This window comes from Streptomyces sp. NPDC051664, assembly GCF_044453545.1.
GTDB lineage: Bacteria > Actinomycetota > Actinomycetes > Streptomycetales > Streptomycetaceae > Streptomyces.
Genome location: NZ_JBITCU010000008.1, coordinates 1 through 22,374, shown reverse-complemented (window position 1 = coordinate 22,374; position 22,374 = coordinate 1). Strand labels below are relative to the sequence as shown.

General features: G+C 69.4%; 19 protein-coding genes and 2 rRNA genes. 9 read left to right on the top strand and 12 right to left on the bottom strand.

Annotation, left to right across the window (positions count from 1 at the left end):
* Positions 1–210: 210 nt before the first annotated feature.
* Positions 211–777, top strand: a complete 567-nt coding sequence (locus tag ACIA8E_RS17135; RefSeq protein WP_376268764.1) for a DJ-1/PfpI family protein — start codon at positions 211–213, stop codon at positions 775–777.
* A 62-nt stretch (positions 778–839) separates the two neighbouring features.
* Here ACIA8E_RS17135 and ACIA8E_RS17130 read toward each other — a convergent pair whose 3' ends face one another.
* Together ACIA8E_RS17130 and ACIA8E_RS17125 are read right to left on the bottom strand one after the other, a co-directional pair.
* Positions 840–1,511: an HAD family hydrolase gene (locus tag ACIA8E_RS17130; RefSeq protein ID WP_399298750.1), complete on the bottom strand. Its 672-nt coding sequence runs from the start codon at positions 1,509–1,511 to the stop codon at positions 840–842.
* A gap of 68 nt (positions 1,512–1,579) precedes the next feature.
* Positions 1,580–2,086 (bottom strand): DUF6912 family protein, encoded by a 507-nt coding sequence (locus ACIA8E_RS17125; protein WP_399298748.1) that lies wholly within the window; start codon positions 2,084–2,086, stop codon positions 1,580–1,582.
* Positions 2,087–2,371: 285 nt separating this feature from the next.
* Here ACIA8E_RS17125 and ACIA8E_RS17120 point away from each other — a divergent pair, with 285 nt between their 5' ends.
* The gene (locus ACIA8E_RS17120) at positions 2,372–2,827 is read left to right on the top strand and encodes an Rv3235 family protein (protein ID WP_399298746.1); all 456 of its coding nucleotides are present in this window, start codon (positions 2,372–2,374) and stop codon (positions 2,825–2,827) included.
* Between the two features lie 138 nt (positions 2,828–2,965).
* Here the strand turns inward: ACIA8E_RS17120 and secA are convergent, their stop codons facing one another.
* Positions 2,966–5,791, bottom strand: coding sequence for a preprotein translocase subunit SecA (gene secA, locus ACIA8E_RS17115; RefSeq protein ID WP_399298744.1), 2,826 nt, complete (start codon positions 5,789–5,791; stop codon positions 2,966–2,968).
* Between the two features lie 241 nt (positions 5,792–6,032).
* Here secA and ACIA8E_RS17110 point away from each other — a divergent pair, with 241 nt between their 5' ends.
* The gene (locus tag ACIA8E_RS17110; protein ID WP_399298742.1) at positions 6,033–6,686 is read left to right on the top strand and encodes a GNAT family N-acetyltransferase; all 654 of its coding nucleotides are present in this window, start codon (positions 6,033–6,035) and stop codon (positions 6,684–6,686) included.
* 34 nt (positions 6,687–6,720) lie between these two features.
* Positions 6,721–7,896, top strand: coding sequence for a winged helix-turn-helix domain-containing protein (locus ACIA8E_RS17105; protein WP_399298740.1), 1,176 nt, complete (start codon positions 6,721–6,723; stop codon positions 7,894–7,896).
* Positions 7,897–7,909: 13 nt separating this feature from the next.
* Here ACIA8E_RS17105 and ACIA8E_RS17100 read toward each other — a convergent pair whose 3' ends face one another.
* The 7 genes from ACIA8E_RS17100 to mtnA form a co-directional block, all read right to left on the bottom strand.
* Entirely contained in the window at positions 7,910–8,668 is a 759-nt protein-coding gene (locus ACIA8E_RS17100) for a response regulator transcription factor (protein ID WP_030980228.1), read from the bottom strand.
* A 183-nt stretch (positions 8,669–8,851) separates the two neighbouring features.
* Positions 8,852–9,541 (bottom strand): ribosome hibernation-promoting factor, HPF/YfiA family, encoded by a 690-nt coding sequence (gene hpf / locus ACIA8E_RS17095; protein WP_399298738.1) that lies wholly within the window; start codon positions 9,539–9,541, stop codon positions 8,852–8,854.
* A gap of 327 nt (positions 9,542–9,868) precedes the next feature.
* On the bottom strand, positions 9,869–10,594 hold the full coding sequence (locus tag ACIA8E_RS17090; RefSeq protein WP_399298736.1) for a ComF family protein: 726 nt from the start codon (positions 10,592–10,594) through the stop codon (positions 9,869–9,871).
* A 96-nt stretch (positions 10,595–10,690) separates the two neighbouring features.
* Complete coding sequence (locus ACIA8E_RS17085; protein WP_399299157.1) at positions 10,691–12,460, bottom strand: LpqB family beta-propeller domain-containing protein; 1,770 nt, start codon at positions 12,458–12,460, stop codon at positions 10,691–10,693.
* An 85-nt stretch (positions 12,461–12,545) separates the two neighbouring features.
* Positions 12,546–14,570: an MtrAB system histidine kinase MtrB gene (mtrB, locus tag ACIA8E_RS17080; protein ID WP_399298735.1), complete on the bottom strand. Its 2,025-nt coding sequence runs from the start codon at positions 14,568–14,570 to the stop codon at positions 12,546–12,548.
* 1 nt (position 14,571) lies between these two features.
* Positions 14,572–15,261, bottom strand: coding sequence for a two-component system response regulator MtrA (gene mtrA, locus ACIA8E_RS17075; protein ID WP_007448372.1), 690 nt, complete (start codon positions 15,259–15,261; stop codon positions 14,572–14,574).
* Between the two features lie 4 nt (positions 15,262–15,265).
* Entirely contained in the window at positions 15,266–16,411 is a 1,146-nt protein-coding gene (mtnA, locus tag ACIA8E_RS17070; protein WP_399298732.1) for an S-methyl-5-thioribose-1-phosphate isomerase, read from the bottom strand.
* Positions 16,412–16,551: 140 nt separating this feature from the next.
* On the opposite strand from mtnA, the gene ACIA8E_RS17065 reads away from it, so the two are divergent.
* Genes ACIA8E_RS17065 through ACIA8E_RS17045 form a run of 5 tightly spaced genes read left to right on the top strand, consistent with a single transcriptional unit; the run spans position 16,552 to position 21,987 of the window.
* Positions 16,552–17,757, top strand: coding sequence for a glycerophosphoryl diester phosphodiesterase membrane domain-containing protein (locus ACIA8E_RS17065; RefSeq protein ID WP_399298730.1), 1,206 nt, complete (start codon positions 16,552–16,554; stop codon positions 17,755–17,757).
* Between the two features lie 4 nt (positions 17,758–17,761).
* On the top strand, positions 17,762–18,451 hold the full coding sequence (locus tag ACIA8E_RS17060) for a DUF4129 domain-containing protein (RefSeq protein WP_399298728.1): 690 nt from the start codon (positions 17,762–17,764) through the stop codon (positions 18,449–18,451).
* Positions 18,448–19,668 carry a DUF4350 domain-containing protein gene (locus ACIA8E_RS17055; protein WP_399298726.1) on the top strand — a complete coding sequence of 407 codons (1,221 nt, stop codon included), beginning with the start codon at positions 18,448–18,450 and terminating at the stop codon, positions 19,666–19,668. Before ACIA8E_RS17060 ends, ACIA8E_RS17055 begins: the two co-directional genes overlap by 4 nt.
* Positions 19,665–20,666 (top strand): AAA family ATPase, encoded by a 1,002-nt coding sequence (locus ACIA8E_RS17050; RefSeq protein WP_399298724.1) that lies wholly within the window; start codon positions 19,665–19,667, stop codon positions 20,664–20,666. The genes ACIA8E_RS17055 and ACIA8E_RS17050 overlap by 4 nt, the downstream gene beginning before the upstream one ends.
* A 10-nt stretch (positions 20,667–20,676) precedes the next feature.
* On the top strand, positions 20,677–21,987 hold the full coding sequence (locus ACIA8E_RS17045) for a DUF58 domain-containing protein (RefSeq protein WP_399299155.1): 1,311 nt from the start codon (positions 20,677–20,679) through the stop codon (positions 21,985–21,987).
* 118 nt (positions 21,988–22,105) lie between these two features.
* Here the strand turns inward: ACIA8E_RS17045 and rrf are convergent.
* Positions 22,106–22,222: ribosomal RNA gene (rrf, locus tag ACIA8E_RS17040) — 5S ribosomal RNA — on the bottom strand.
* A 79-nt stretch (positions 22,223–22,301) separates the two neighbouring features.
* Positions 22,302–22,374, bottom strand: a 23S ribosomal RNA gene (locus ACIA8E_RS17035); the annotation flags it as partial.

Below are 22,374 nucleotides of genomic sequence, written 5' to 3'. Positions count from 1 at the left end.
GGGCACGTTGGCACTCCGGGCGCAGGCCGGGGGCTTCGCTGCCCCCGAGGCGTATCGCGCTGATCACGGGGTCCAGGCTATCTCGCCGGTACCCGGAACCGTCATGAGCCGTATGTGTACAAAAGATGGTCCCGAACTTTGACACTCTGGACAGCGCGCAACGGACAGATGCACGCTTATGGGAGACGTCCGCGCGAGGGGAGCCGCACCATGGCACCGAAGGTCCTGATCGTCACCGGCGACGCCGCCGAGTCCCTGGAGGTCCTCTACCCGTACCAGCGGCTGCGCGAGGAGGGGTATGACGTCCATATCGCGGCCCCCGCCCGCAAGACACTCCGCTTCGTGATCCACGACTTCGAGCCCGGCTTCGACACGTACACCGAGAAGCCCGGCTACACCTGGCCGGCCGACCTGGCGTTCTCCGAGGTGGACGCCGGTGACTACGTCGCCCTGGTCATCCCCGGCGGACGCGCCCCCGAGTACCTGCGCAACGACGCCGAGCTCCGCAAGATCCTCAAAGCTTTCTTCGACACGGACAAGCCGGTGGCCCAGATCTGCCACGGCCCCCTGCTGACGGCGGCGATCGGCGAGCTGGGCGGCCGCCGCGTCACGGCGTACCCCGCACTGGAACTCGACATGCAGGCGGCGGGCGCCAGCTTCGAGGACCACGAAGCGGTGGTCGACGGCACCCTGATCTCGTCCCGCGCCTGGCCGGACCACTCGGCCTGGATGCGCGAGTTCCTGAAAGTCCTGCGCACGACGGCCCCGGCGGTCTAGGCCCTCCCTCACGGATCATTCCTGGCCCTTTCGGATCATTCCTGGCCCGTCGGTCCCGCCCCTCAGCCGACCATCTGCTCGGCGAGCGCCACGGCTTCGCCCAGGCTGTCCACCACCGGCACCCCGGCCGCCTCCAGGCTGCTCCTGCTGTGCGACCCTCCGGTGTAGAGCACCGCTCGCGCACCGACATGCGCCGCGGCCACCGCGTCGTCCACCGCGTCACCGATCACCACCGTGTGATCGGGAGACACCCCGCCCATCGCGGCGAGGTGCCGCTCCATGTGCTGCGCCTTGCTGCCGCCGGACGGCCCGGTGCGGCCGTCGACCCGCGTGAAGTGCCGCTCGATTCCGTACCCCCGCACCACCGGAACCAGCTGCTCGTGGACGTACATGCTGAGCAGCGACTGACTACGGCCGGCCAGCTGCCACTGGGCGAGCAGTTCCTCGGCACCCGCGGTGAGACCGCAGCCGACCCGCTGCTCCATGTAGTACCGGTGGAAGATCCCGTCCATCCGCTCCCACTCGGCCTCGGTGGGCAGCCGGCCCATCAGCCGCTCGTAGAAGCGCGGGATCGGGATGCAGTACATCTCGCGGTACTGCTCAAGCGTGATCGGCTCCATGCCGACCTCGGCGAACGCGGCGTTCGTCGCACCGATGACCGCTGTGTTGTCGTCGAGCAGTGTGCCGTTCCAGTCCCAGACCAGATGTGTGCGGTGCTTCCCGTTCGTCCCCATGGAATGAAAATACCCGCCCGGTACGACAACGGGCCCGCGCCCTCGTCCGCGCGCTCGGCCTGCGCCCGTCAGCCGATCAGGTTGGGAATCTCCTGCACCCCGAACCAGAGCAGCTCATGGTCCTCCGCGCCGTCCACGACGAACTGCGCGTCGTCGTCGCCGAGGTCCGCGGCGCCGAGCACCGACGCGGCCGCCGCCACGTCCTTCTCCGCATCGTCCGCGTCGACATGCACCGCGGCCGCCTTCGCCAGGGCCACCGCGGAAGCGATACGCACCTCGCCGAGCGACGAGGGGTCCAGGCTGTGGTCGGGGTCGGCGACGGCTTGCCCGTCCGGCACGTCGACGGCGACGACCACTCGCCTGCGCACCGCACCGGGGTTTCCGGCGATCAGGCGCAGCGAGGCGGCCGCGGCCCGGTTGAGCGCCGCGTATTCCAGCTCCTCGATGTCGTCGGAGACGTACCACTCACGCAGCGCGGGAGTCACCGCGTACGCGGTCAGCGGACCGGGGCCGATTTCGCCCGCCCGGTGCGCCGCTGCGAGACCGGAGAGGGTCAGGGGGACGTACACGCGCATGGCTGGCCGCTTTCGTAGTCGGAGACGCCCTCAGGATACGTGCGCGTCCCCCTTCGGGGTTACGAGTACGGCCCCCGACCCGTCCACCCAGCAACCGCCTGTCACCCTCCCCAGGCCTTCCCGGAGCCTTGCGGCACCGGGTCCGCCACCCTGATAGGTGAACTTCACGCACCGCGCCACGCAGCCCCTCGGCGCTTGCGGTCGCGTCCGCCGCCCCCGTAGAAGATCCACAGCAGAAGTTACCGCCCGGTATGAGCCGGGCTCGGATCACGGGGGCGATCAATGATGAGCGTGAACAGGACCCGGCCCGCCGGACGCCACGACCGGCGCAGGCCCGAGACCGTACCGTCGCAGCGCCGGACCCCTCAGCGGATGCTGCGCCCGCACCACTGGTTCGCGGAGCGCCTCCTGGCGGTCCTCAGCGGCCAGCGCCCGGTGCACTGGATGCTCGGCCACACGATCGGCGAGGCGTACGACCAGCTCGCCGAACTGGCCCCGGCCACCCCGCTGAGGGCCCGCGGCGCCCGCCCGGTGGTACGCCAGTGCCACGGCGCGCAACCCGCCCCGGGCGTGGTGGAGGCCTGCGCGAGCATCGCGGCGGGCGAACAGGTACGAGCAATGGCCTTCCGCCTGGAACAGGGCCCCGACCTCCGCTGGCGCTGCGCCGCAGTGGAACTCGGCATCCCCACCCCGCCCACCAAATCAAACCCGTCCGCCACCCCGGGCCCGCCCGGCGATTGAGACAAGGCGTCCACCGGGCGCCCCGGCAACCCGCCCCAGGACACGGCTGGGGCCGGACACCCCTCGGTGCCCGGCCCCAGCCGCCCTGCAACACAACCCACGCCGACGAAGAGCCGCAGGCGCCACGGCAACCGCAAACTACTTCTTGCGGCGCCGCCCGCCGCCACCATTCTTCTGCGCCTTGCGCCGCTCCGCCCGGGTCAGCCCGTCCGACTCCGACACCGCTCCACCGTCACCGTTGGAGAAGTCGCCCTCGATGACGCCGCCCTCCCCGTCCACCGTGGGAGCGGAGAAGTGCAGCCGGTCGGGACGCTGCGGAGCGTCCAGCCCCTTGGCGCGGATCTCCGGACGCGCCCCGGCCGGAACCGCGGCGTCCTCCTTGGACAGCGACGGCCGCTCGGCCGCGTCCTGCACCGGAACTTCCTCGACCTGCTGCTCGACCTGGACCTCCAGGTTGAACAGGTAGCCGACGGACTCCTCCTTGATGCCCTCCATCATGGCGTTGAACATGTCGAAGCCCTCGCGCTGGTACTCGACCAGTGGGTCCTTCTGCGCCATGGCCCGGAGGCCGATGCCCTCCTGGAGGTAGTCCATCTCGTAGAGGTGCTCACGCCACTTGCGGTCCAGGACGGACAGCACCACACGCCGTTCGAGCTCACGCATGATGTCCGAGCCGAGCTGCTTCTCGCGCTCGTCGTACTGCTCGTGGACGTCGTCCTTGATGGACTCGCCGATGAACTCGGCGGTGATCCCGGCCCGGTCCCCGGCCGCGTCCTCCAGCTCGTCGACGGTGACCTTCACCGGGTAGAGCTGCTTGAACGCACCCCACAGCCGGTCGAGGTCCCACTCCTCGGCGAAGCCCTCGGCGGTCTCCTGCCGGATGTAGTCGTCGATGGTGTCGTCCATGAAGTGGCGGATCTGCTCCTGCAGGTCCTCACCCTCGAGGACGCGCCGGCGCTCGCCGTAGATGACCTCACGCTGCCGGTTGAGCACCTCGTCGTACTTCAGGACGTTCTTACGCGTCTCGAAGTTCTGCTGCTCGACCTGCGACTGCGCGGACGCGATGGCCCGCGTCACCATCTTGTTCTCGATCGGCACGTCGTCCGGCACATTCGCCATCGACATGACGCGCTCGACCATCTGCGCCTTGAACAGCCGCATCAGGTCGTCACCCAGTGACAGGTAGAAGCGGGACTCGCCCGGGTCGCCCTGACGGCCGGAACGACCGCGCAGCTGGTTGTCGATACGCCGCGACTCGTGCCGCTCGGTACCGAGCACGTACAGCCCGCCGAGCTCCTTGACCTCTTCGAACTCCGCCTTCACGGCCTGCTCGGCCCTCGCCAGCGCGGCGGGCAGCGCGGCTGCCCACTCCTCGACGTGCTCTACGGGGTCGAGACCGCGCTGGCGCAGCTCCGCCTCGGCGAGGTCGTCGGGGTTGCCGCCGAGCTTGATGTCCGTACCGCGGCCGGCCATGTTCGTCGCGACCGTGACCGCGCCCTTGCGGCCGGCCTGGGCGACGATCGTCGCCTCACGGTCGTGCTGCTTGGCGTTGAGGACCTCGTGCTGCACACCGCGCTTGGAGAGCTGCTGCGAGAGGTACTCGGACTTCTCGACCGAGGTGGTGCCGACCAGGATCGGCTGGCCCTTCTCGTGCTTCTCGGCGATGTCGTCGACGACCGCGGCGAACTTCGCGACCTCGGTGCGGTAGATCAGGTCGGACTGGTCCTGGCGGACCATCGGCCGGTTCGTCGGGATCGGCACGACGCCCAGCTTGTAGATCTGGTGGAACTCGGCCGCCTCGGTCATCGCCGTACCGGTCATGCCGGAGAGCTTGCCGTAGAGGCGGAAGAAGTTCTGCAGGGTGATCGTGGCGAGAGTCTGGTTCTCGTCCTTGATGTCCACCCCTTCCTTCGCCTCGATCGCCTGGTGCATGCCCTCGTTGTAGCGGCGGCCGGCGAGGATACGGCCGGTGTGCTCGTCGACGATCATGACTTCGCCGTCGATGACGACGTAGTCCTTGTCCTTCTTGAAGAGCTCCTTGGCCTTGATGGCGTTGTTGAGGTACCCGACGAGGGGGGTGTTCACCGACTCGTAGAGGTTCTCGATGCCGAGCCAGTCCTCGACCTTCGCGACACCGGGCTCATGGATGGCGACGGTCCGCTTCTTCTCGTCGACCTCGTAGTCGCCGGTCTCCTCGATGCCCTTGAGCGGGTTGCCTGCCTCGCCCTTGGTCAGACGCGTGACCAGCTTGGCGAAGTCGCCGTACCACTTGGTGGCCTGGTCGGCCGGGCCGGAGATGATCAACGGCGTACGGGCCTCGTCGACGAGGATCGAGTCGACCTCGTCGACCACGGCGAAGTTGTGGCCGCGCTGGACGAGCTCGTCCGCGGACCACGCCATGTTGTCGCGGAGGTAGTCGAAGCCGAACTCGTTGTTCGTGCCGTACGTGATGTCGCAGGCGTACTGCTCGCGGCGCTGGGCCGGTGTCATGTTGGCCAGGATGCAGCCGACGGTCAGGCCCAGGAACTTGTGGACCCGGCCCATCATTTCGGAGTCTCGCTCGGCCAGATAGTCATTGACCGTGATCAGGTGCACGCCCTTGCCGGAGAGCGCGTTGAGATACGTGGGCAGGGTGCCGACGAGGGTCTTGCCCTCACCGGTCTTCATCTCGGCCACATAGCCGAGGTGCAAGGCCGCGCCGCCCATCATCTGGACGTCGTAATGGCGCTGTCCGAGGACGCGCTTCGCGGCCTCTCGGACCGTTGCGAATGCCTCGGGAAGCAGGTCGTCCAGGCTCTCGCCGTCCGCGTACCGTTCCTTGTACTCGTCGGTGAGCGCCCGCAGCTCGGCGTCGGAGAGGTTGACGAAGTCCTCTTCGATGGAGCTGACCTGGTCCGCGATGCGGTGCAGTTTGCGCAGGATCTTGCCTTCGCCTGCACGCATGAGCTTGTTGAAGACGGACACTGAGGCTGGTCTCCTTGCCGGTCGGGCCTGGCACTGGGTCGTGTTATGGACACTGGCGCGGGCACGGCAGGTGGGCCCCACCGCAACGGCCATCGTAAGCGAGGACCCCGCCGCGCCGGGAGGGCTGTCGCCGCGTTGCCCCCACTGGGCCCCTCCGAGTCAACGGACAGAGGGTCCCGAAGGTGCCGGGGAACCCCGAAAAGTGTTCGCATCACTGTCGGCGCCTCAGCAGAATCCGTACATGGAGCCGATCACTCTCACCACCGAGCGTCTACTGCTGCGCCCCTTCCGTGGGGGTGACGCGGACGAGGTGCACGCTGCCTGTCAGGACCCGGACGTCCAGCGCTGGACGGTCGTCCCTTCCCCGTACACCCACGCCGACGCGGAACTCTTCACCCGAAAGCTGTCCCCCGGCGGCTGGCAGGACGACTCGATGTACAACTTCGCGGTGGTTCTGCGCGATGGCGGGGCCGTGACAGGTGCGCTCGGCATCAACCGCCGCAACCTGCACGGCACGTACGAGGTGGGGTTCTGGACCGCGAAGGAGCACCGCGGTCTCGGTTACATGACGGAGGCGGTACGGGCCGCGGCCCACTGGACCTTCACCTCGCTCGGCGGGGACCGGCTGGAGTGGCGGGCCGAGGTGGGCAACGAACCCTCGCGGGCCGTGGCACGGCGAGCGGGCTTCCGCATGGAGGGCGAGCAGCGGTCGGGGCTGCTGAACAAGGGCGTGCGGCGGGACACCTGGGTCGGCGCGCTGCTCCCTTCCGACCTCGGCCTGCCGGGCACCCACCCGTATCTCCCGGCCACGGCCTCCACCGCCGCCGCCCCCTCGGCCGACCTCTCCTCCCATCCGGTCCCCGGTCTCCCCACAGGTCTGTCCACCGCACCGTGAACGGATGTCAGTGCCGCCCTCTAGGGTGCGAGACATGACGCCAGTGCCGCCTCCCGCCGCCGAACTCTCCGCCGACCAGGCCCGCAGAATCGCCCTGCGCGCCCAAGGTTTCCTCGGCGCGCCGAACCGGCGGGCCGGGGTGCCGGGCGTGCTGCGGCACCTCGGTGCCGTACAGCTCGACACGATCTCGGTACTGGCCCGCTCGCACGAACTGATCCCGTACGCACGCCTCGGCGCCGTCGGCCGACGCACCGTCGAGGACGCGTACTGGTCGGCCGGCCGCAGCTTCGAGTACTGGTCGCATGCGGCGTGCATCCTGCCGGTCGAGGAGTGGCCGCACTTCGCGTTCCGCCGCCGCGCCTACCGCTCGCGCCCGCACTGGCACCACGACCTGCCGGACGGGGCCTACGACGCGGTGATCAAGCAGCTGCGCGCCGAGGGCCCGCTGACAGCGACGGAGCTGGGCGGCGCGAAGAACGGCGGGGAGTGGTGGGACTGGTCCGCGTCGAAGGTCGCCGTCGAGCGAGCCCTGATGTACGGCGAGGTGGTGTGCACCGAGCGGCGCAGCTGGAAGCGGGTGTACGACCTCGCGGAGCGCGCCCTGCCCGACGCCGTACTCCACGACGATCTGGACGACAGGGAGTGCCTGCGGCGGCTGGTCGCGCTCGCGGGCCGGTCCCTGGGGGTCGGCACCCGCGCCGACATCGCTGACTACCACCGGCTCAAGGGCGAGCAGTTCGATGCGGTGGTGGCGGACTCCGGTCTGGTACCGGTGACGGTGGAGGGCTGGGCGAAGCCTGCCTGGGCCGACCCGGCGGCGCTGGCCTCGGAGCCCCGGGGACGACACCGTACGACGCTGCTGTCGCCGTTCGACTCACTGATCTGGGAGCGGGCCCGGACGGAGCGGATATTCGGCTTCACGCACCGCCTGGAGGCGTACGTCCCCAAGCCCAAGCGGATCCACGGCTATTTCGCGATGCCACTGCTGGCCGGCGGCAAGCTGCTGGGCCGGGTCGATCCGGCACGCGAGGGCACCACGCTGGTCGCCCGGCAGGTGTCCCTGGCGGGCAGGAAGGCCGTGGCGCCGATGGCCGAGGCCCTGGTGGAAGCGGCGTCCTGGGTCAGCTGTACGGACGTACGACTGGAGCGGGTCGACGCACCGGAGCTGCGCGAGCCGCTCGCCCAGGAAATCGGCCGCGCCCTCAATTGACCATGCCGTCGCTTTACCTGATCTCGAGGATCTTCTCCCGCATGGCATAGACCACTGCTTCCATCCTGGAGTGCAGCTGCAGCTTCTCCAGAATGTTGCGGACGTGGTTCTTCACGGTGTTCTCGGAAATGAACAGTTCCTTCGCGATATCGCGATTGTTCATGCCCGTGGCAACCAGTTTGAGGACTTCGAGCTCCCGGTCGGTCAGCCGCGGCGCCGGCACCAGTCGGCGCTCGTCGGTCCGCTGGATCATCGACTTGAACTCGGTGAGCAATTTGGACGCCATGGACGGGCTGATCTGGGACTGCCCGTCGGCGACCGCACGGATCGCCGTGGCCACCTCGTCCGTGGAGATCTCCTTGAGGAGATAGCCGGTGGCGCCCGCCTTGATCGCGTCGTAGAGGTCGGCCTCCTCGTCGCTGATCGTCAGCATGATGATCTTCGCACTGGGGGCCACCTCCTTGATGGACGTGCAGGCCTCGATGCCGCCCCGCTTGGGCATGCGCACATCCATCAGCACGATGTCGGGCAGCAGATCAGCCGCCTTGTCGACCGCCTCCGCCCCGTCACCCGCCTCGCCGACGACCTGGATGTCCTCCTCCTGGGCGAGGACGATCTCCAGGCCTCTACGGAAGAGCGCGTGGTCGTCCACCACCAGAACGCGGATCGGCTCCTTGCGGGAACCGCTGTCCGTGTCCGCGCCGGTATCGGCACCGGCAGCGTCGTCTCCGCCGTCATTCGCATCGCGCACGGGCCCGAAGGTGTCCGCCATCGTTCCTCCCCCTGAAGGCCATGGCCTGAAGTTCACAAACTCATCGCCAACGGCAGTTCACAGAGCACCGATTGGCTTGGGGCGCCATGATTTCATGCCTGGACGTCAGAGCGGTGGTTCTGTCGTCGCACGCGGGTGCCCCTGGCGCGAATTACGCCCCAGGGGCACCACCGATGCGGGGCGTCAGCCGCCGAGCGCACCGCCCGCGCCGCCCGCCCCATCAGCGGCCAGCGGGTCGGTCCTCAGATGAATGACACCGTAGTCGTAAGCATGCCGCCGGTAGACGACACTGGGCTCCTTCGTCTCGGAGTCGACGAACAGATAGAAGTCGTGCCCGACCAGCTCCATCTCGTAGAGCGCCTGGTCGAGCGTCATCGGTGCCGCGACGTGCGTCTTCTCGCGCATCACCAGCGGTCCTTCGCCCTGTACCTCGAGCGAGCCGATCCTGGTGACCGGTACAGACGGGCCGGCGCCGTCGCCGGTCAGGTCGCCCTCGCTGTTGAAGGACGCCGTACCCGGCACCGTCTCGCCGACTTCGGCAGCGGGAATCCGGCCGTTTCCACGGCGGCTGTAGCGCTTGTCGTGCTGCTTGCGCAGCCGCGCCTCCAGCTTCCCGGTGGCCAGGTCCAGCGCTGCGTACGGGTCGCCTGCGGCCGCTTCAGCCCGAATTACCGGCCCACGCGAGCGGAGCGTGATCTCCACCCGGTCGGAGCGGTCTGCCTGACGAGGGTTTGGCTCCTTGGACACCTCGACGTCGAGGCTGATCACCTTGCCGTCGAACTTCTGGATCTTGTCCAGCTTCAGCTTCTCGGCCACGTGCTTGCGGAACCGCTCGGGCACCTCGGTCTTGCGGCCCTTGACGACGATGTCCACGCAGAACTCCGTTCCCGGATCGCTCCGCTCAGCGGCGGAGCATCTCCCTTTTGCACCAGGCCCCGGTGGTCGCCGGAGCCGCGGACTCGGTGACTTCCACCTCCTCCTCCCCCGTCGGGGAGGTCTCCATCCCACCGATCTTTTTGAACGTCTGGCCTACCGGTGAGTCGCCTGCCCGAAACCTGGTGGTGCACTCGTCGAGGTCTGGCATTCACCATCCCTCACAACCGAACATAGCCTGATCGGCCGGATGTCGGCACCCGCTACTCGCACGTACCTCCGTTCAGGGCCCTTTACCCACTCACTACCTGCAACGACACAAGTCCACTAGCAGTTCCGGTTTATTGCGAAGGCAGTCGGAGATGCTGCGACAACGGCCGCCTGCCCCGTTCCGGAACCCGGTCTTCTCTGCCCGCCCGCGGATTCGACCGCCCGTGCAGCCTCCGTCAGCGAGGCCCCGGTCGTCATGAGGTCGTCCACGAGTACTACCCGTTCGGCCGCAAGCAGCCGCTCACCACCGGCCACCACCTCCAGCGCACCCGCCAGATTCGCCTGCCGCTGCCAGGCGCCGAGCCCCGACTGATCGGTCACCGGGCGCCGTTGCCGCAGCACCGGAACCACTCTGGCCGGAATCCCGCCACGCCTCAGCTCCCCCGCTGCGGCCAGCGCGATCCGGCGTGCCGGATCATGCCCGCGCGCCGCAATGGCCCGCCTCGCCGACGGCACGGGTACGAGTAGCAGCGGCCCCGGACCGCCCACCTGCCCTGTCCCGGCCCGCACGGCCCCCGCCAGCGCCCTGCCGAGCGCCCGCGACAGCGGAAGCGCGCCACGCTCCTTGTGTGCCAGGAGCACCGCCCGTACCGCGTTCTCGTACGCGGCGGCGGCATGCACCACCGGCAGTCCGGCGGGCTCCGGCGCGGGTCTCACCCGCTGCGGCGCCGCGCCGTACAGCGCCGCCCGGCAGCCCTCGCACAGCTCGCTCCGCGGCCTGCCGCAGCCACCACAGGCCACCGGCAGCACCAGCCCGGCGATCTCCCGCCACCACCCCCGCATATCTCCACTGTGCCCCCGGCCCACGAACCCGGCCACCCCTGTGGAAAACGCAGGCGCCCTTGCCCAGGACCCGTCCTTGACCCACCTGCACAGGCCTCAGCCCGGGTAGACCAGCGACGAGCCTTCCTTGAGCACCGTCTGCCAGTTGTCACCCGGCGACAGCTTCACTATCCCGTCACCCTCGGTGTCCGCCATCAGCGGCAACTGCTCGTCGTCCGCCGCCGCGACCGCCGACACCTGGTTCACCCCGGGCAGCACACCCGAGGCCGGTGCCGAACCATCCGCCTGGACATAGCGCACCTGCTGCACGCCGCCCTGCTCCTTGCCGACCACCACGAGACGGCTCCGGCCCGACCAGGACATCGCGGTGACATCCGCCAGCTGCGGCGCGGCCTGCCGCAGCTCCACGACGGAGACCTCCTGCTTCGAAGCCGGTCCCTGACGCTCGATCCGGCCGATTTTCAGCGTGGTGTGCCCGCCCTTGGTCAGCAGCAGTGCGATCCGCACCCCGTCCGCCGACAGCCGCAACGCCTCCAGCCGCGCGCCGTCCAGGCTCGGCACCGTGACCTCCGACGGCTTACCGGCACCGCCGGCCAGCCGCAGCAGCCGGGAGTTCTCCGGGTCACGGTCGGCCACCCAGAGATCGCCCCGCCCGTCCCAGCTGGGCGCCGACAGACGGTCGTTCAGCTTTTTGCCGCTGCTGGTCACCGCGGGCGCGGGCAGCTCGCCCTCCGAGACGATGGAGGACACGTACAGCGACTCGTTGTTCTGCGAGACCGCTGCCGCCAACTGCTCGTCACGGGCCACGCCGACCGCGCTCATCCGCACCGGCCCGTCACCGAACGGGCCGGTCACCGGCTCCGGATCGCCGCTGCCCCTGGTGGATCCCGGGATGCACTGGACATGGCCCTTGGCATCGACGAAGTACTGGCTGTCGGGCCCTCCCGACGAACCGTCCGGAGCGAACCCCTCCGCCTGATCGGCGCCCAGCACACACAGCGGCGAGCTGTCGGACCGCTGCAGCTCCACCTGCTCGACCCGGGCGGACGTCAGGTCCCGCACGGTGTAGAGCACCTGAGAGGCCATCATGCGGCAGGAGCGCTGCCCGACGTTGTCCGCCCTCTTGTTCAGCGGAACCTTCAGGACGCTGCGGTCGTCGGGCGCCAGCGAGGTGACGCCCTTGCGCAGCGCCGTACTGGTGGGGAAGCGGGAGTCGACCACCGGCCGCAGCCAGTTGGTCGGCCCCTCGATGAGACTGCGGACCGTCTGCGTCACGGTGTCCATTCCCGTGACGGGATCCGTCCGGTTGCGCACGTAGACGGGGTCGGCAACCAGCGTGGACTGTCCTGCCGTCCGTCCGGAGGCGAAGTAGTACTTGTTGACGGAGCGGTAGAGGCGCTTGAAGTCGGACTGGCCGAGCAGCAGACCGTCCGGCACGAGGTCGATGCGCCACTCCTTGCCGTCCGGCCCGTTCTGCCGCACCAGATGCAGGGTCCGGTTGAACTCCGTGGGTGCGGACGGCTGGTAGGCGCTCTGTGCGTCGACCGTCGCCACCTTCTCGCCGGTCAACGTGTAGCTGAGTTCCGTGCTGCTGCGGTCGCCGTCGTGGACCGGGCGGTCGCTGCGGTTCGGCGCCTTGGAGAGCACCGTGGTGAACGCGCTCGGCTTCCAGGTGCCGGCCGCCTTCTTCGTCAGGTACTTGCGGGTGGTCCGGAAGCCGGGGTCGTCGCTGGTCATGGACTCCAGGAAGCCGTCGACCACCTCGCTGGGAGTGGCGTTGTCACGCGGCGCCACCGCGTACACCTGGACCTGGGAGTCACCCGGCTGCGAGGCATCGACCGCCTTGACGTCCCCGGTGACGGGCATCGAGCCGCACGCGGACAGCAGCACGATGCCGCACCCCAGCAACGCGGTCAGCCCCACCGCACGTCCATGGCCGTCCTGACGACGGTCAGTGCCCACGAGTCGTGTCCTCCCGCTCCGGGTGGTGCGCAGCAGATTCGAGGTCGCCACCCGGCCGGTCGTCGGCGGGGCGGGCGACCACCCGGGCGCCGCTGCCCGGCAGAGCCGCCGGATGCACCGAAGCGGGCGCCGTGCGGGGAGCCACGGAGGTACGCGCCGACACGGGCAGCGGCGACCGGTCCGGGCCGGCCTGCTGCGTCGGCACCGAGGTCAGCCGGTGCTCGCTGCCGGTCGTGACGCCGTCCGCGGCCCGCTCCCGGTTCTCCCGGTTGCGACGCGAGTCCTCGGGCTCCAGCGGTATCGGCGATCCGCGCAGCGGCTCGTCCGCCGTACGCGGCAGGGTCAGGCGGAACTGCGAACCGCCGCCCGGTTCGCCCCACGCCTGCAGCCAGCCGCCGTGCAGCCGGGCGTCCTCGACTGCGATCGACAGCCCGAGCCCCGTGCCGCCGGTCGTCCGGGCCCGCGCCGGGTCGGCGCGCCAGAAACGGTTGAATACCCGGGTCGCCTCCCCCGGCTTGAGACCCACGCCGTAGTCCCGGACGGCGATGGCGACCGCTCCTCCGGCCACCCCCATCCGCACCACGACATCCCGGCCCTCGCCGTGCTCGACGGCGTTGACGACCAGGTTGCGCAGCACGCGCTCGACCCGCCGTGCGTCGGCCTCCGCGATCACCGGCTGCTCGTCACCGACCACCCGGATCCGGGTGCCCTTGCGCTCGGCGAGCGGCTCGGCACCGCCGATCACTCGTCGTACGACCTGCCGCAGGTCTATCGGCTCGGCCTCCAGCGCCGCGGCGCCCGCGTCGAACCGGCTGATCTCCAGCAGATCGGAGAGCAGCGACTCGAACCGGTCGAGCTGGTCCCCGAGGAGCTCGGCGGAGCGCGCCGTCACGGGGTCGAAGTCGACGCGCGCCTCATGGATGACATCGGCGGCCATCCGCACGGTCGTCAGCGGTGTCCGCAGCTCGTGCGAGACGTCCGATACGAAGCGCCGCTGCATCCGGGAGAGTTCCTCCAGCTGCTGGATCTTCAGCTGGAGGTTCTGCGCCATCTTGTTGAAGGCCTCACCGAGCCGGGCGATGTCGTCCTCGCCGGTGACCTTCATCCGCTCCTGGAGCCGGCCCGCGGAGAGCCGCTCGGCGATTCCCGCCGCCATCCGTACGGGTGTGACGACCTGCCTCACCACGAACCAGGCGATGGCCCCGAGCAGCACGACCACGAACAGTCCCGCGGTCGCCAGGGTGCCCTTGACCAAAGTCAGTGACTTCTCCTCCTGCGTCAGCGGGAAGAGGTAGTAGAGCTGGTACGGATTGTGATCGATGTCGTACAGGCGCTTGCCCACGACGAGCCCCGGCTGCGACTCCTGCCCGTTCGCATACCTGATCAGCGAGTACGTCTGGAAAGCACCCGGCCCCTTGTCCACGGCCTCCCGCAGGCTCTGCGGGACACTGGCCGCTTCCACGCTGCCCGAGCCGCGCGGCGCACGGCTGCCGTCGTCGGAGCTGAGCGCCACCACGTTGAAGGCGTTCTTGCCGCCACTGGCGAGCTGATCGACGAGCTCGGTCCGCCAAGAGTTGTTGGCGGTCGTCCCGTCACCGGCATCGCCTCCCTGCCCACCGGGGGTGAGGGGAGCGTTCGCCTTGTCCTGGGCCGCCGCGAAACCACCGGCAGCCTGTGTCTGAGCAGCCTTGCCCTTCGCGTCGAGCAGACCGTTGCGCACCTGCCCGATCACGACCAGGCCGAGCAGCAGCACCACACCGAGCGACATGAGCAGCGTGCCTGCGACGACCCGCAGCTGGAGGTTGCGCCGCCACAGCCGGACGGCGGGCAGCAGCGGACGCCGCACCCAGCGCATCAGCAGTCGCGGCAAGGGACCGCCGGGCGCCCGGTCGTGGAACAACCGGCCGCCCCGCAGAAGCCTCCCCAACGGCGAAGGCCCACGTCCTGAACCGGCAGCCCGCCCCGTACGGACTCCCGGCCCCCCGGGCTTCGGAGCAGCGCTACCCAGGGACATGTCAGCTCGGTCCGGCCTTGTAACCGACACCTCGGACGGTCACCACGATCTCCGGCCGCTCCGGGTCCTTCTCGACCTTGGAACGCAGCCGCTGAACATGCACATTCACCAGACGGGTGTCGGCGGCATGGCGATACCCCCATACCTGCTCGAGCAGTACTTCACGGGTGAAGACCTGCCACGGCTTACGGGCGAGCGCGACCAGCAGGTCGAACTCCAGCGGGGTCAGAGCGATGGACTGCCCCTCCCGCTTCACCGAGTGCCCGGCCACATCGATGACCAGGTCCCCGATGGTCAGCTGTTCCGGTGCCGGCTCCTCGGACCTACGCAAACGTGCCCTGATCCGGGCAACCAACTCCTTAGGTTTGAACGGCTTGACGATGTAGTCGTCGGCCCCGGACTCCAGGCCCACCACCACATCGACCGTGTCGCTCTTAGCCGTGAGCATGACGATCGGCACACCCGACTCGGCCCTGATCAGCCTGCAGACCTCGATGCCGTCCCGTCCGGGCAGCATGAGATCCAGCAGAACCAGGTCCGGCTTGGCCTCACGAAATGCGGCAAGTGCCTTGTCGCCGTCCGCTACGAACGACGGCTCGAACCCTTCACCACGCAGCACAATCCCGAGCATCTCGGCCAGTGCGGTGTCGTCGTCGACGACAAGGACGCGTCCCTTCATAATCGACATCATCCCATTAGCTAATCGTTATCTGCGATGACCTGGCACACAGCTCTGCCAGTCCGACCCCCGTGACCGGGGAAACTGCACCCTCCTCCGTGACGATCGCCGTGATCAGTTCCGGCGGCGTGATGTCGAATGCGGGGTTGTACGCCTGGGTTCCCAGAGGTGCCACGAGCAGTCCGCCCGCATCCTCGCCATCCGGTCCGACCTGTGGAGATGTGAGCTCCGTCACCTCTCGGCCGGGGCGCTGCTCCACAATGATCGACGCCCCGTCCACGGTCTCCAGATCCACGGTCGTGGTCGGCGCCACCACAATGAACGGCACATGGTGGTATTTGGCAAGCACCGCCAGCGGATAACTCCCGACTTTGTTCGCCACTGACCCGTCCGCCGCGATGCGGTCGGCGCCGATGAGCACGGCGTCGACCTCCCCCGCGGCGAACAGCGAACCCGCTGCGTTGTCCGTGAGCAGGCTGTATGCCATCCCATTGCGCGCCGCCTCATATGCGGTCAGCCGAGCCCCCTGCAACAGCGGACGCGTCTCATCAACCCAGAGCCTTCGCAGCCGCCCCGCCCGGTGCGCGCGGAGCGCCACAGCGAAGGCCGTGCCCTCACCGCCCGAGACGAGAGCCCCCGAATTGCAGTGGGTGAGCAGCTGATGCCCGCCGCCCGGCAGCAGCTCGTCGAGCAGCGCGAGCCCGTACTGCGCCATGCGCCGACTGGCCTCGGCGTCCTCCCGGTGCAGCGCCTTGGCCTCCGCCAGCGCCACCGCGGCCGCCCCCTGCGGATCCGCACCCTTGTCCAGGGCCGCCCAGTACGCCGTTGCCGCACGCCGCACCCCGTATCCGAGGTTCACGGCGGTGGGCCGCGCCCGCTCCAGCAGCCCCGCGGCCTCCGCGACGTCATGACCCCGGACAGCGGCCAGCGCCACCCCGTAGGCCCCTGCGATGCCCAGCAACGGCGCCCCGCGCACAGCCAGCGTCTGGATCGCCCGCACCAGCGCGGGCACATCCGCACACACCAGCCCGACCTCCTCGGCGGGCAGCCGCGTCTGGTCGAGGAGCACCAGCACAGGGCCTTCCGAAGGCTCGTCCCAGCGGATGGAGGGAAGCGCGGGAGGCTCGATGCCCACCGGCGATTGCGCGTCCTGATCAGCCATCCGCCCAGTCTGCCCGGTGAGCCGCCCACAAATGAAGGTGCGAAGGAGATCGGGCACCCGGCCCGTACCGGACCAACGCGTGGCACGATGGCTGCCAACCTGCCGCCCCGATGAGCGGACAGGACCGTGAAGGAGCGAGAATGAACGACACTCCGGGCTGGGCCTCGCCCGGATCTGCCCCCTCCGACAGCCAGGAGGCGGGCGTCCCCCAGCCTTCCGCGCCCGCGGACGGCAACGGCCAGGCCGGGAACTGGTCTCCCACGCAGCCGCCCGCAGGGCAGTGGTCCCCACCGAGCATCCCCGGCCCCGGCCCCGACCACGGCGCACCGCCGCCCGCCCCCGGCTGGGGCACCAGGCCGCAGGGATCCGGCTGGGGTCAGCCACCTGCGGCAAAGCCTGGTGTCATCCCGCTCCGCCCGCTCGGCATCGGCGAGATCCTCGACGGTGCGGTATCCGCGATGCGTGCGCACTGGCGCACGGTCCTCGGAATCACACTCACCGTCTCCGTGATCGCCCAGATCGCCATCATCCTCGTGCAGCGCTACCTGCTGCCGGAACCCGCGTCGGTCGACCCGAACGCGACCGGCGCGGAGGCGCTCCGCCAGGCTGCCGACTCCGCCCGGTCCACCCTGGTCTACAGCGCCCCGTCCACGCTCATCACCTTGATCGCGACGCTCTTCACCACAGCCATGCTCACCGTGGTGATCAGCCGCTCGGTACTGGGCCGCTCCGTGACGCTCTCCGAAGCCTGGGCCGAGGCCCGGCCCCGCCTGCTCCAGCTGCTTGGCCTGACCCTGCTGCTGGCCTTGATGGCCGCCGCAATCATGGCAGTGGGCGTGCTGCCCGGTGCGCTGATGGGCTCCACCGCAGGCGTCGGCCTCATCCTCATCGGCTTCATGGCCGCCTGTGTCGTCGTCATCTGGCTGATGGTCCGCTTCTGCCTCGCCTCGCCGGCGCTGATGCTGGAGCGGCAGTCGATCACCGTCTCGATGCGCCGGTCCGCGAAGCTGGTCCGGGGCGCCTGGTGGCGGATGTTCGGCATCCTGCTGCTCACCTGGCTCCTGACGCTCATCGTGACCCTGGTCATCGCGATCCCGTTCGGCATCATCGCGATGATCGTGGACGGCCACGGGCTGAGCACCTTCCTCACCGGCGAGTCCACCGGATTCGGCTGGCCGTTCCTGATCATCTCCGGTATCGGCGAGGTCATCATCTCCACGATCACCTACCCGCTCTCCGCCGGTGTGATGGCTCTCCTCTACGTGGACCAGCGCATCCGCCGCGAAGCACTCGACGTCGAACTCGCCAGGGCCGCAGGCCTGCCCGGCTACGACACCAGGAGCTGATGCCGTGTCGGGGGCGGGGGGCACCACAACAGCACGGCTACTGATCCACGCAAGCAGCGACGTACCGGTGGACACTCCGCGCGTCCCCGCCCGTGAGGCGGCGAAGCACGAACTGTCCCATCCGATGTACCACGAGAACGACCCGAACCTCCTCCAGCGCGGCCTCGACCGCTTGTGGGGGTGGCTCGGCGATCTCTTCGCCACAGCCTCGAACACCGCACCGGGCGGACCGCTCGGGCTGATCGTCCTCGTACTGGTGGTCATCGGCCTGGCCGTCGCGCTCTGGTGGCGGCTGGGCACCCCGCAGCGCACCCCCCGCACCACGGACGCACTCTTCGACGACAGCCCCCGAAGCGCGGCCGAACACCGCACGGCGGCCGAGGCCCACGCTGCCGCCCAGCGCTGGAACGAAGCCGTCCAGGAACGGATGCGCGCCATCGTGCGCTCCCTCGAAGAACGCGCCCTCCTCGACCCACGTCCCGGCCGCACGGCCGACGAGGCCGCCGCCGAGGCGGGCCGCTCGCTGCCCGGACACGAGATAACGCTCCGCGCCGCCGCCCGCGACTTCGACGACGTCACATACGGCGGCCGGACCGCCGACCAGCAAACGTATCTGACCGTGCAGGCCCTGGACCGCAACCTCGAGAACGCCAAGCCCCTGCTGACCACCGCGGTCCGGGGAGCCGCCGAATGACCGCAGTCGCCACCACCACCGCGTCCCCCACCTCGGCCGCCCCCTCTCCCCGCCAGGTCTGGGCCCGCACCCGCGGTCTGTTTTTCGCCCTTCTCCTTCTCGTAGCGGCCGGAATCGTGCTGGCCACCGCGCGCTCCGGCGACCAGCACGGCCGCCTCGATCCCCGCTCCGCCGACCAGCACGGCAGCCGGGCCGTCGCCGAACTCCTCAAGGACCGCGGCGTCTCCGTCCGCGTGACCACCACGCTCGACGACGCCACCGCTGCGACCGGCCCCGACACCACTCTGCTCGTCACCGCCCCGAACCTGCTGACGCCGCATCAGCAGAACGAACTCCGCGCCGCGACCATCGACTCGGCCGGCCGCACCGTGCTCCTCGCAGCCGACCCCCTGTCCGTGGACGTACTGACCCCCGGCGTCCACGCGAGCGCCTCCGGCCCGGTGGCCGCCCGCGCACCGCGGTGCTCCCTGCCCGCAGCCCGCACGGCGGGCGACGCCGACACGGGAGGCTTCCGCTACACGGCGGACGGCCTCGACACCATCGGCTGCTACCCAAGCGGGGACCTCCCCACCCTGCTGCTCGTCCAGGAGAAGAGCACCGGCGACACCGTCCTCCTCGGCTCCCCCGATCTGCTCTACAACAACCGGCTCGCCAGCCACGGCAACGCCTCCCTGGCCCTGCAACTCCTCGGCTCCCGCCCGCATCTGGTCTGGTACCTCCCCTCGCTCGCTGATCCCTCCGCCGCTCGGAACGACGAAGGTGTCGATGACCGCACGGGCGACGAGCGCAGCTTCGTCGACCTCATCCCGTCGGGCTGGCTCTGGGGCACCCTGCAGCTCGCATTCGCCGCCGTGCTCGCAGCCATCTGGCGCGGCCGCCGACTGGGCCCCCTGGTCACCGAACGGCTGCCCGTGGCTATTCGCGCCTCCGAATCCACAGAGGGTCGCGCTCGCCTCTACCGCAAGGCGAACGCCCGCGACCGGGCCGCCTCCTCACTGCGCTCCGCCACCCGCACCCGTATCGCACCCCTCATCGGCGTCTCCCCACGCGATGCCCACTCCCCATCCGTTCTCCTCCCCGCCGTCTCCGCGCGCGTCAGCACCGCTGAAGGCGGCCTGGACACCCTGCTCTTCGGCCCGGAGCCGGCCGACGACGCCACCCTTGTCCGTCTGGCAGACCAACTCGACACCCTCGAAAGAGAGGTACGCACTTCATGAGCGCCCCGCCCCCAGTGCCCGCCGGGACAACCGAGACCGTCGGGAACGACGACACAGCCCGCGCATCCCTGGAAGCTCTGCGCTCCGAGATCGCCAAGGCCGTGGTCGGCCAGGACCCGGCCGTCACCGGACTGGTCGTCGCACTGCTCTGCCGAGGCCACGTCCTCCTCGAAGGCGTCCCCGGCGTGGCCAAGACCCTTCTGGTCCGCGCCCTCGCCGCCTCACTCGAACTCGACACCAAGCGTGTCCAGTTCACCCCGGATCTGATGCCGAGCGACGTCACCGGATCCCTCGTCTACGACGCCCGCACGGCTGAGTTCTCCTTCCAGCCCGGCCCGGTCTTCACCAACCTCCTCCTGGCCGACGAGATCAACCGGACGCCCCCCAAAACGCAGTCCTCCCTCCTGGAGGCGATGGAGGAGCGCCAGGTCACCGTCGACGGAACCCCTCGCCCCCTGCCGGACCCGTTCCTGGTCGCCGCCACCCAGAACCCCGTCGAGTACGAGGGCACGTACCCGCTCCCCGAGGCCCAACTGGACCGCTTCCTCCTCAAACTGACGGTGCCGATGCCGTCCCGCGACGAGGAGATCAATGTCCTGACCCGCCATGCCGATGGCTTCAATCCCCGGGACCTGACGTCAGCAGGCGTACGCCCCGTCGCAGGCCCCGCCGACCTGGAGGCCGCCCGCACCGCGGTCGCCAAGACCACGGTCTCCCCCGAGATCGCCGGCTATGTCGTCGATATCTGCCGTGCCACGCGTGAATCCCCCTCGCTCTCCCTCGGTGTATCCCCCCGAGGCGCAACCGCCCTGCTCTCCACGGCCCGCGCATGGGCCTGGCTCACCGGCCGTGACTACGTCATCCCGGATGACGTAAAAGCCCTGGCACTCCCCACACTCCGCCATCGCATCCAGCTGCGGCCCGAGGCAGAGATGGAAGGAGTCACCCCCGACTCCGTCATCACCGCAGTCCTCGCCCACGTCCCCGTACCCCGATGAGGCGGTGAACGTGGCCCTCACCGGACGAACCGCGCTGCTTGCCGCTCTGGGGTCACTCCCCGTAGGCATCCTGGCCCCGAGCTGGACAGGCATGCTCGCGGTCAACGCCCCGCTCTCTCTAGCAATTCTGTGCGACTACGCCCTGGCAGCGCCAGTGCGAACGCTCCAGTTCACCCGATCCGGCGACACAACCGTTCGACTCGGTGACGATGCAGAAGTGCAACTGACCGTAACCAATCCCTCGCGTCGTCGGTTGCGCGCGCACCTCCGCGACGCCTGGCCCCCCAGCAGCTGGCTCACCGGAACAGAGCAGACCGCGTCCCGTCACACCTTGAACATCCCGGCCGGCGAACGCCGTCGCGTCACCACGCTCCTGCGCCCCACCCGTCGCGGCGACCGCCGAGCGGAGCGAGTCACCGTCCGTTCCTACGGGCCGCTGGGCCTGGCAGCCCGGCAGGGAAACCATCACGTCCCATGGACGGTGCGCGTCCTTCCGCCCTTCACCAGCCGCAAGCATCTGCCGTCCCGCCTCGCCAGGCTCCGCGAGCTCGACGGCCGCACCAGTGTCCTCACCCGTGGCGAAGGCACGGAGTTCGACAGTCTGCGCGCCTACGTCCCCGGCGACGACACCCGCTCCATCGACTGGCGGGCAACAGCGCGCCAGTCCGCTGTCGCTGTCCGCACGTGGCGCCCTGAGCGGGACCGTCACATCCTGATCGTTCTCGATACGGGCCGTACCTCGGCAGGCCGGGTCGGTGACGTGCCCCGGCTCGACGCGGCAATGGATGCGGCACTGCTCCTCACCGCTCTCGCGACACGCGCCGGCGACCGCGTCGACCTGCTGGCCCATGACCGCCGCATCCGCGCCCAGGTTCAGGGCCGCGCCGCAGGGGAAGTTCTGTCGGCCATGGTCACGACCATGGCTCCGCTCGAACCGGAGCTCGTGGAAACAGACGTGCGAGGACTCAGCGCCAGTGCCCTGGCAAGCGCCCCTCGTCGCTCTCTGATCGTGCTTCTCACCAGTCTGGACGCGGCCCCTGTCGAAGAGGGCCTGCTCCCCGCCCTCCCCCGGCTGACCCAGCGCCATACGGTGCTGGTGGCCGCGGTGGCCGACCCACACATCGAACAGATGGCCGGCGCCCGAGGCGCAGTGGACGCGGTCTACGAAGCCGCAGCGGCGACACAAGCCCAAGCACAGCGACGCCGCACTGCGGAACAGCTGCAGCGGTATGGCGTGGTGGTCGTCGATGCCACTCCGGACAATCTCGCCCCGGCTCTCGCCGACGCCTATCTCGCCCTTAAGGCAGCTGGCCGTCTCTGATCCCACGCGGCAACCATGGACTCACGCCGAGGCACCATGGTCGCCGCCGCAGGAAACGGCCGGTCCGTAAACGCAGAAAAGCCCCGCACCAGAGGTGCGGGGCTTTCCCGGAATAATTGTTCGGCGGCGTCCTACTCTCCCACAGGGTCCCCCCTGCAGTACCATCGGCGCTGAAAGGCTTAGCTTCCGGGTTCGGAATGTAACCGGGCGTTTCCCTAACGCAATGACCACCGAAACACTATGAAATTAACCAACACCGGGCAACAACACGGCCGTTCGTTATTTCAGAACTAACACAGTGGACGCGAGCAACTGAGGACAAGCCCTCGGCCTATTAGTACCAGTCAGCTCCACCCGTTGCCGGGCTTCCACATCTGGCCTATCAAC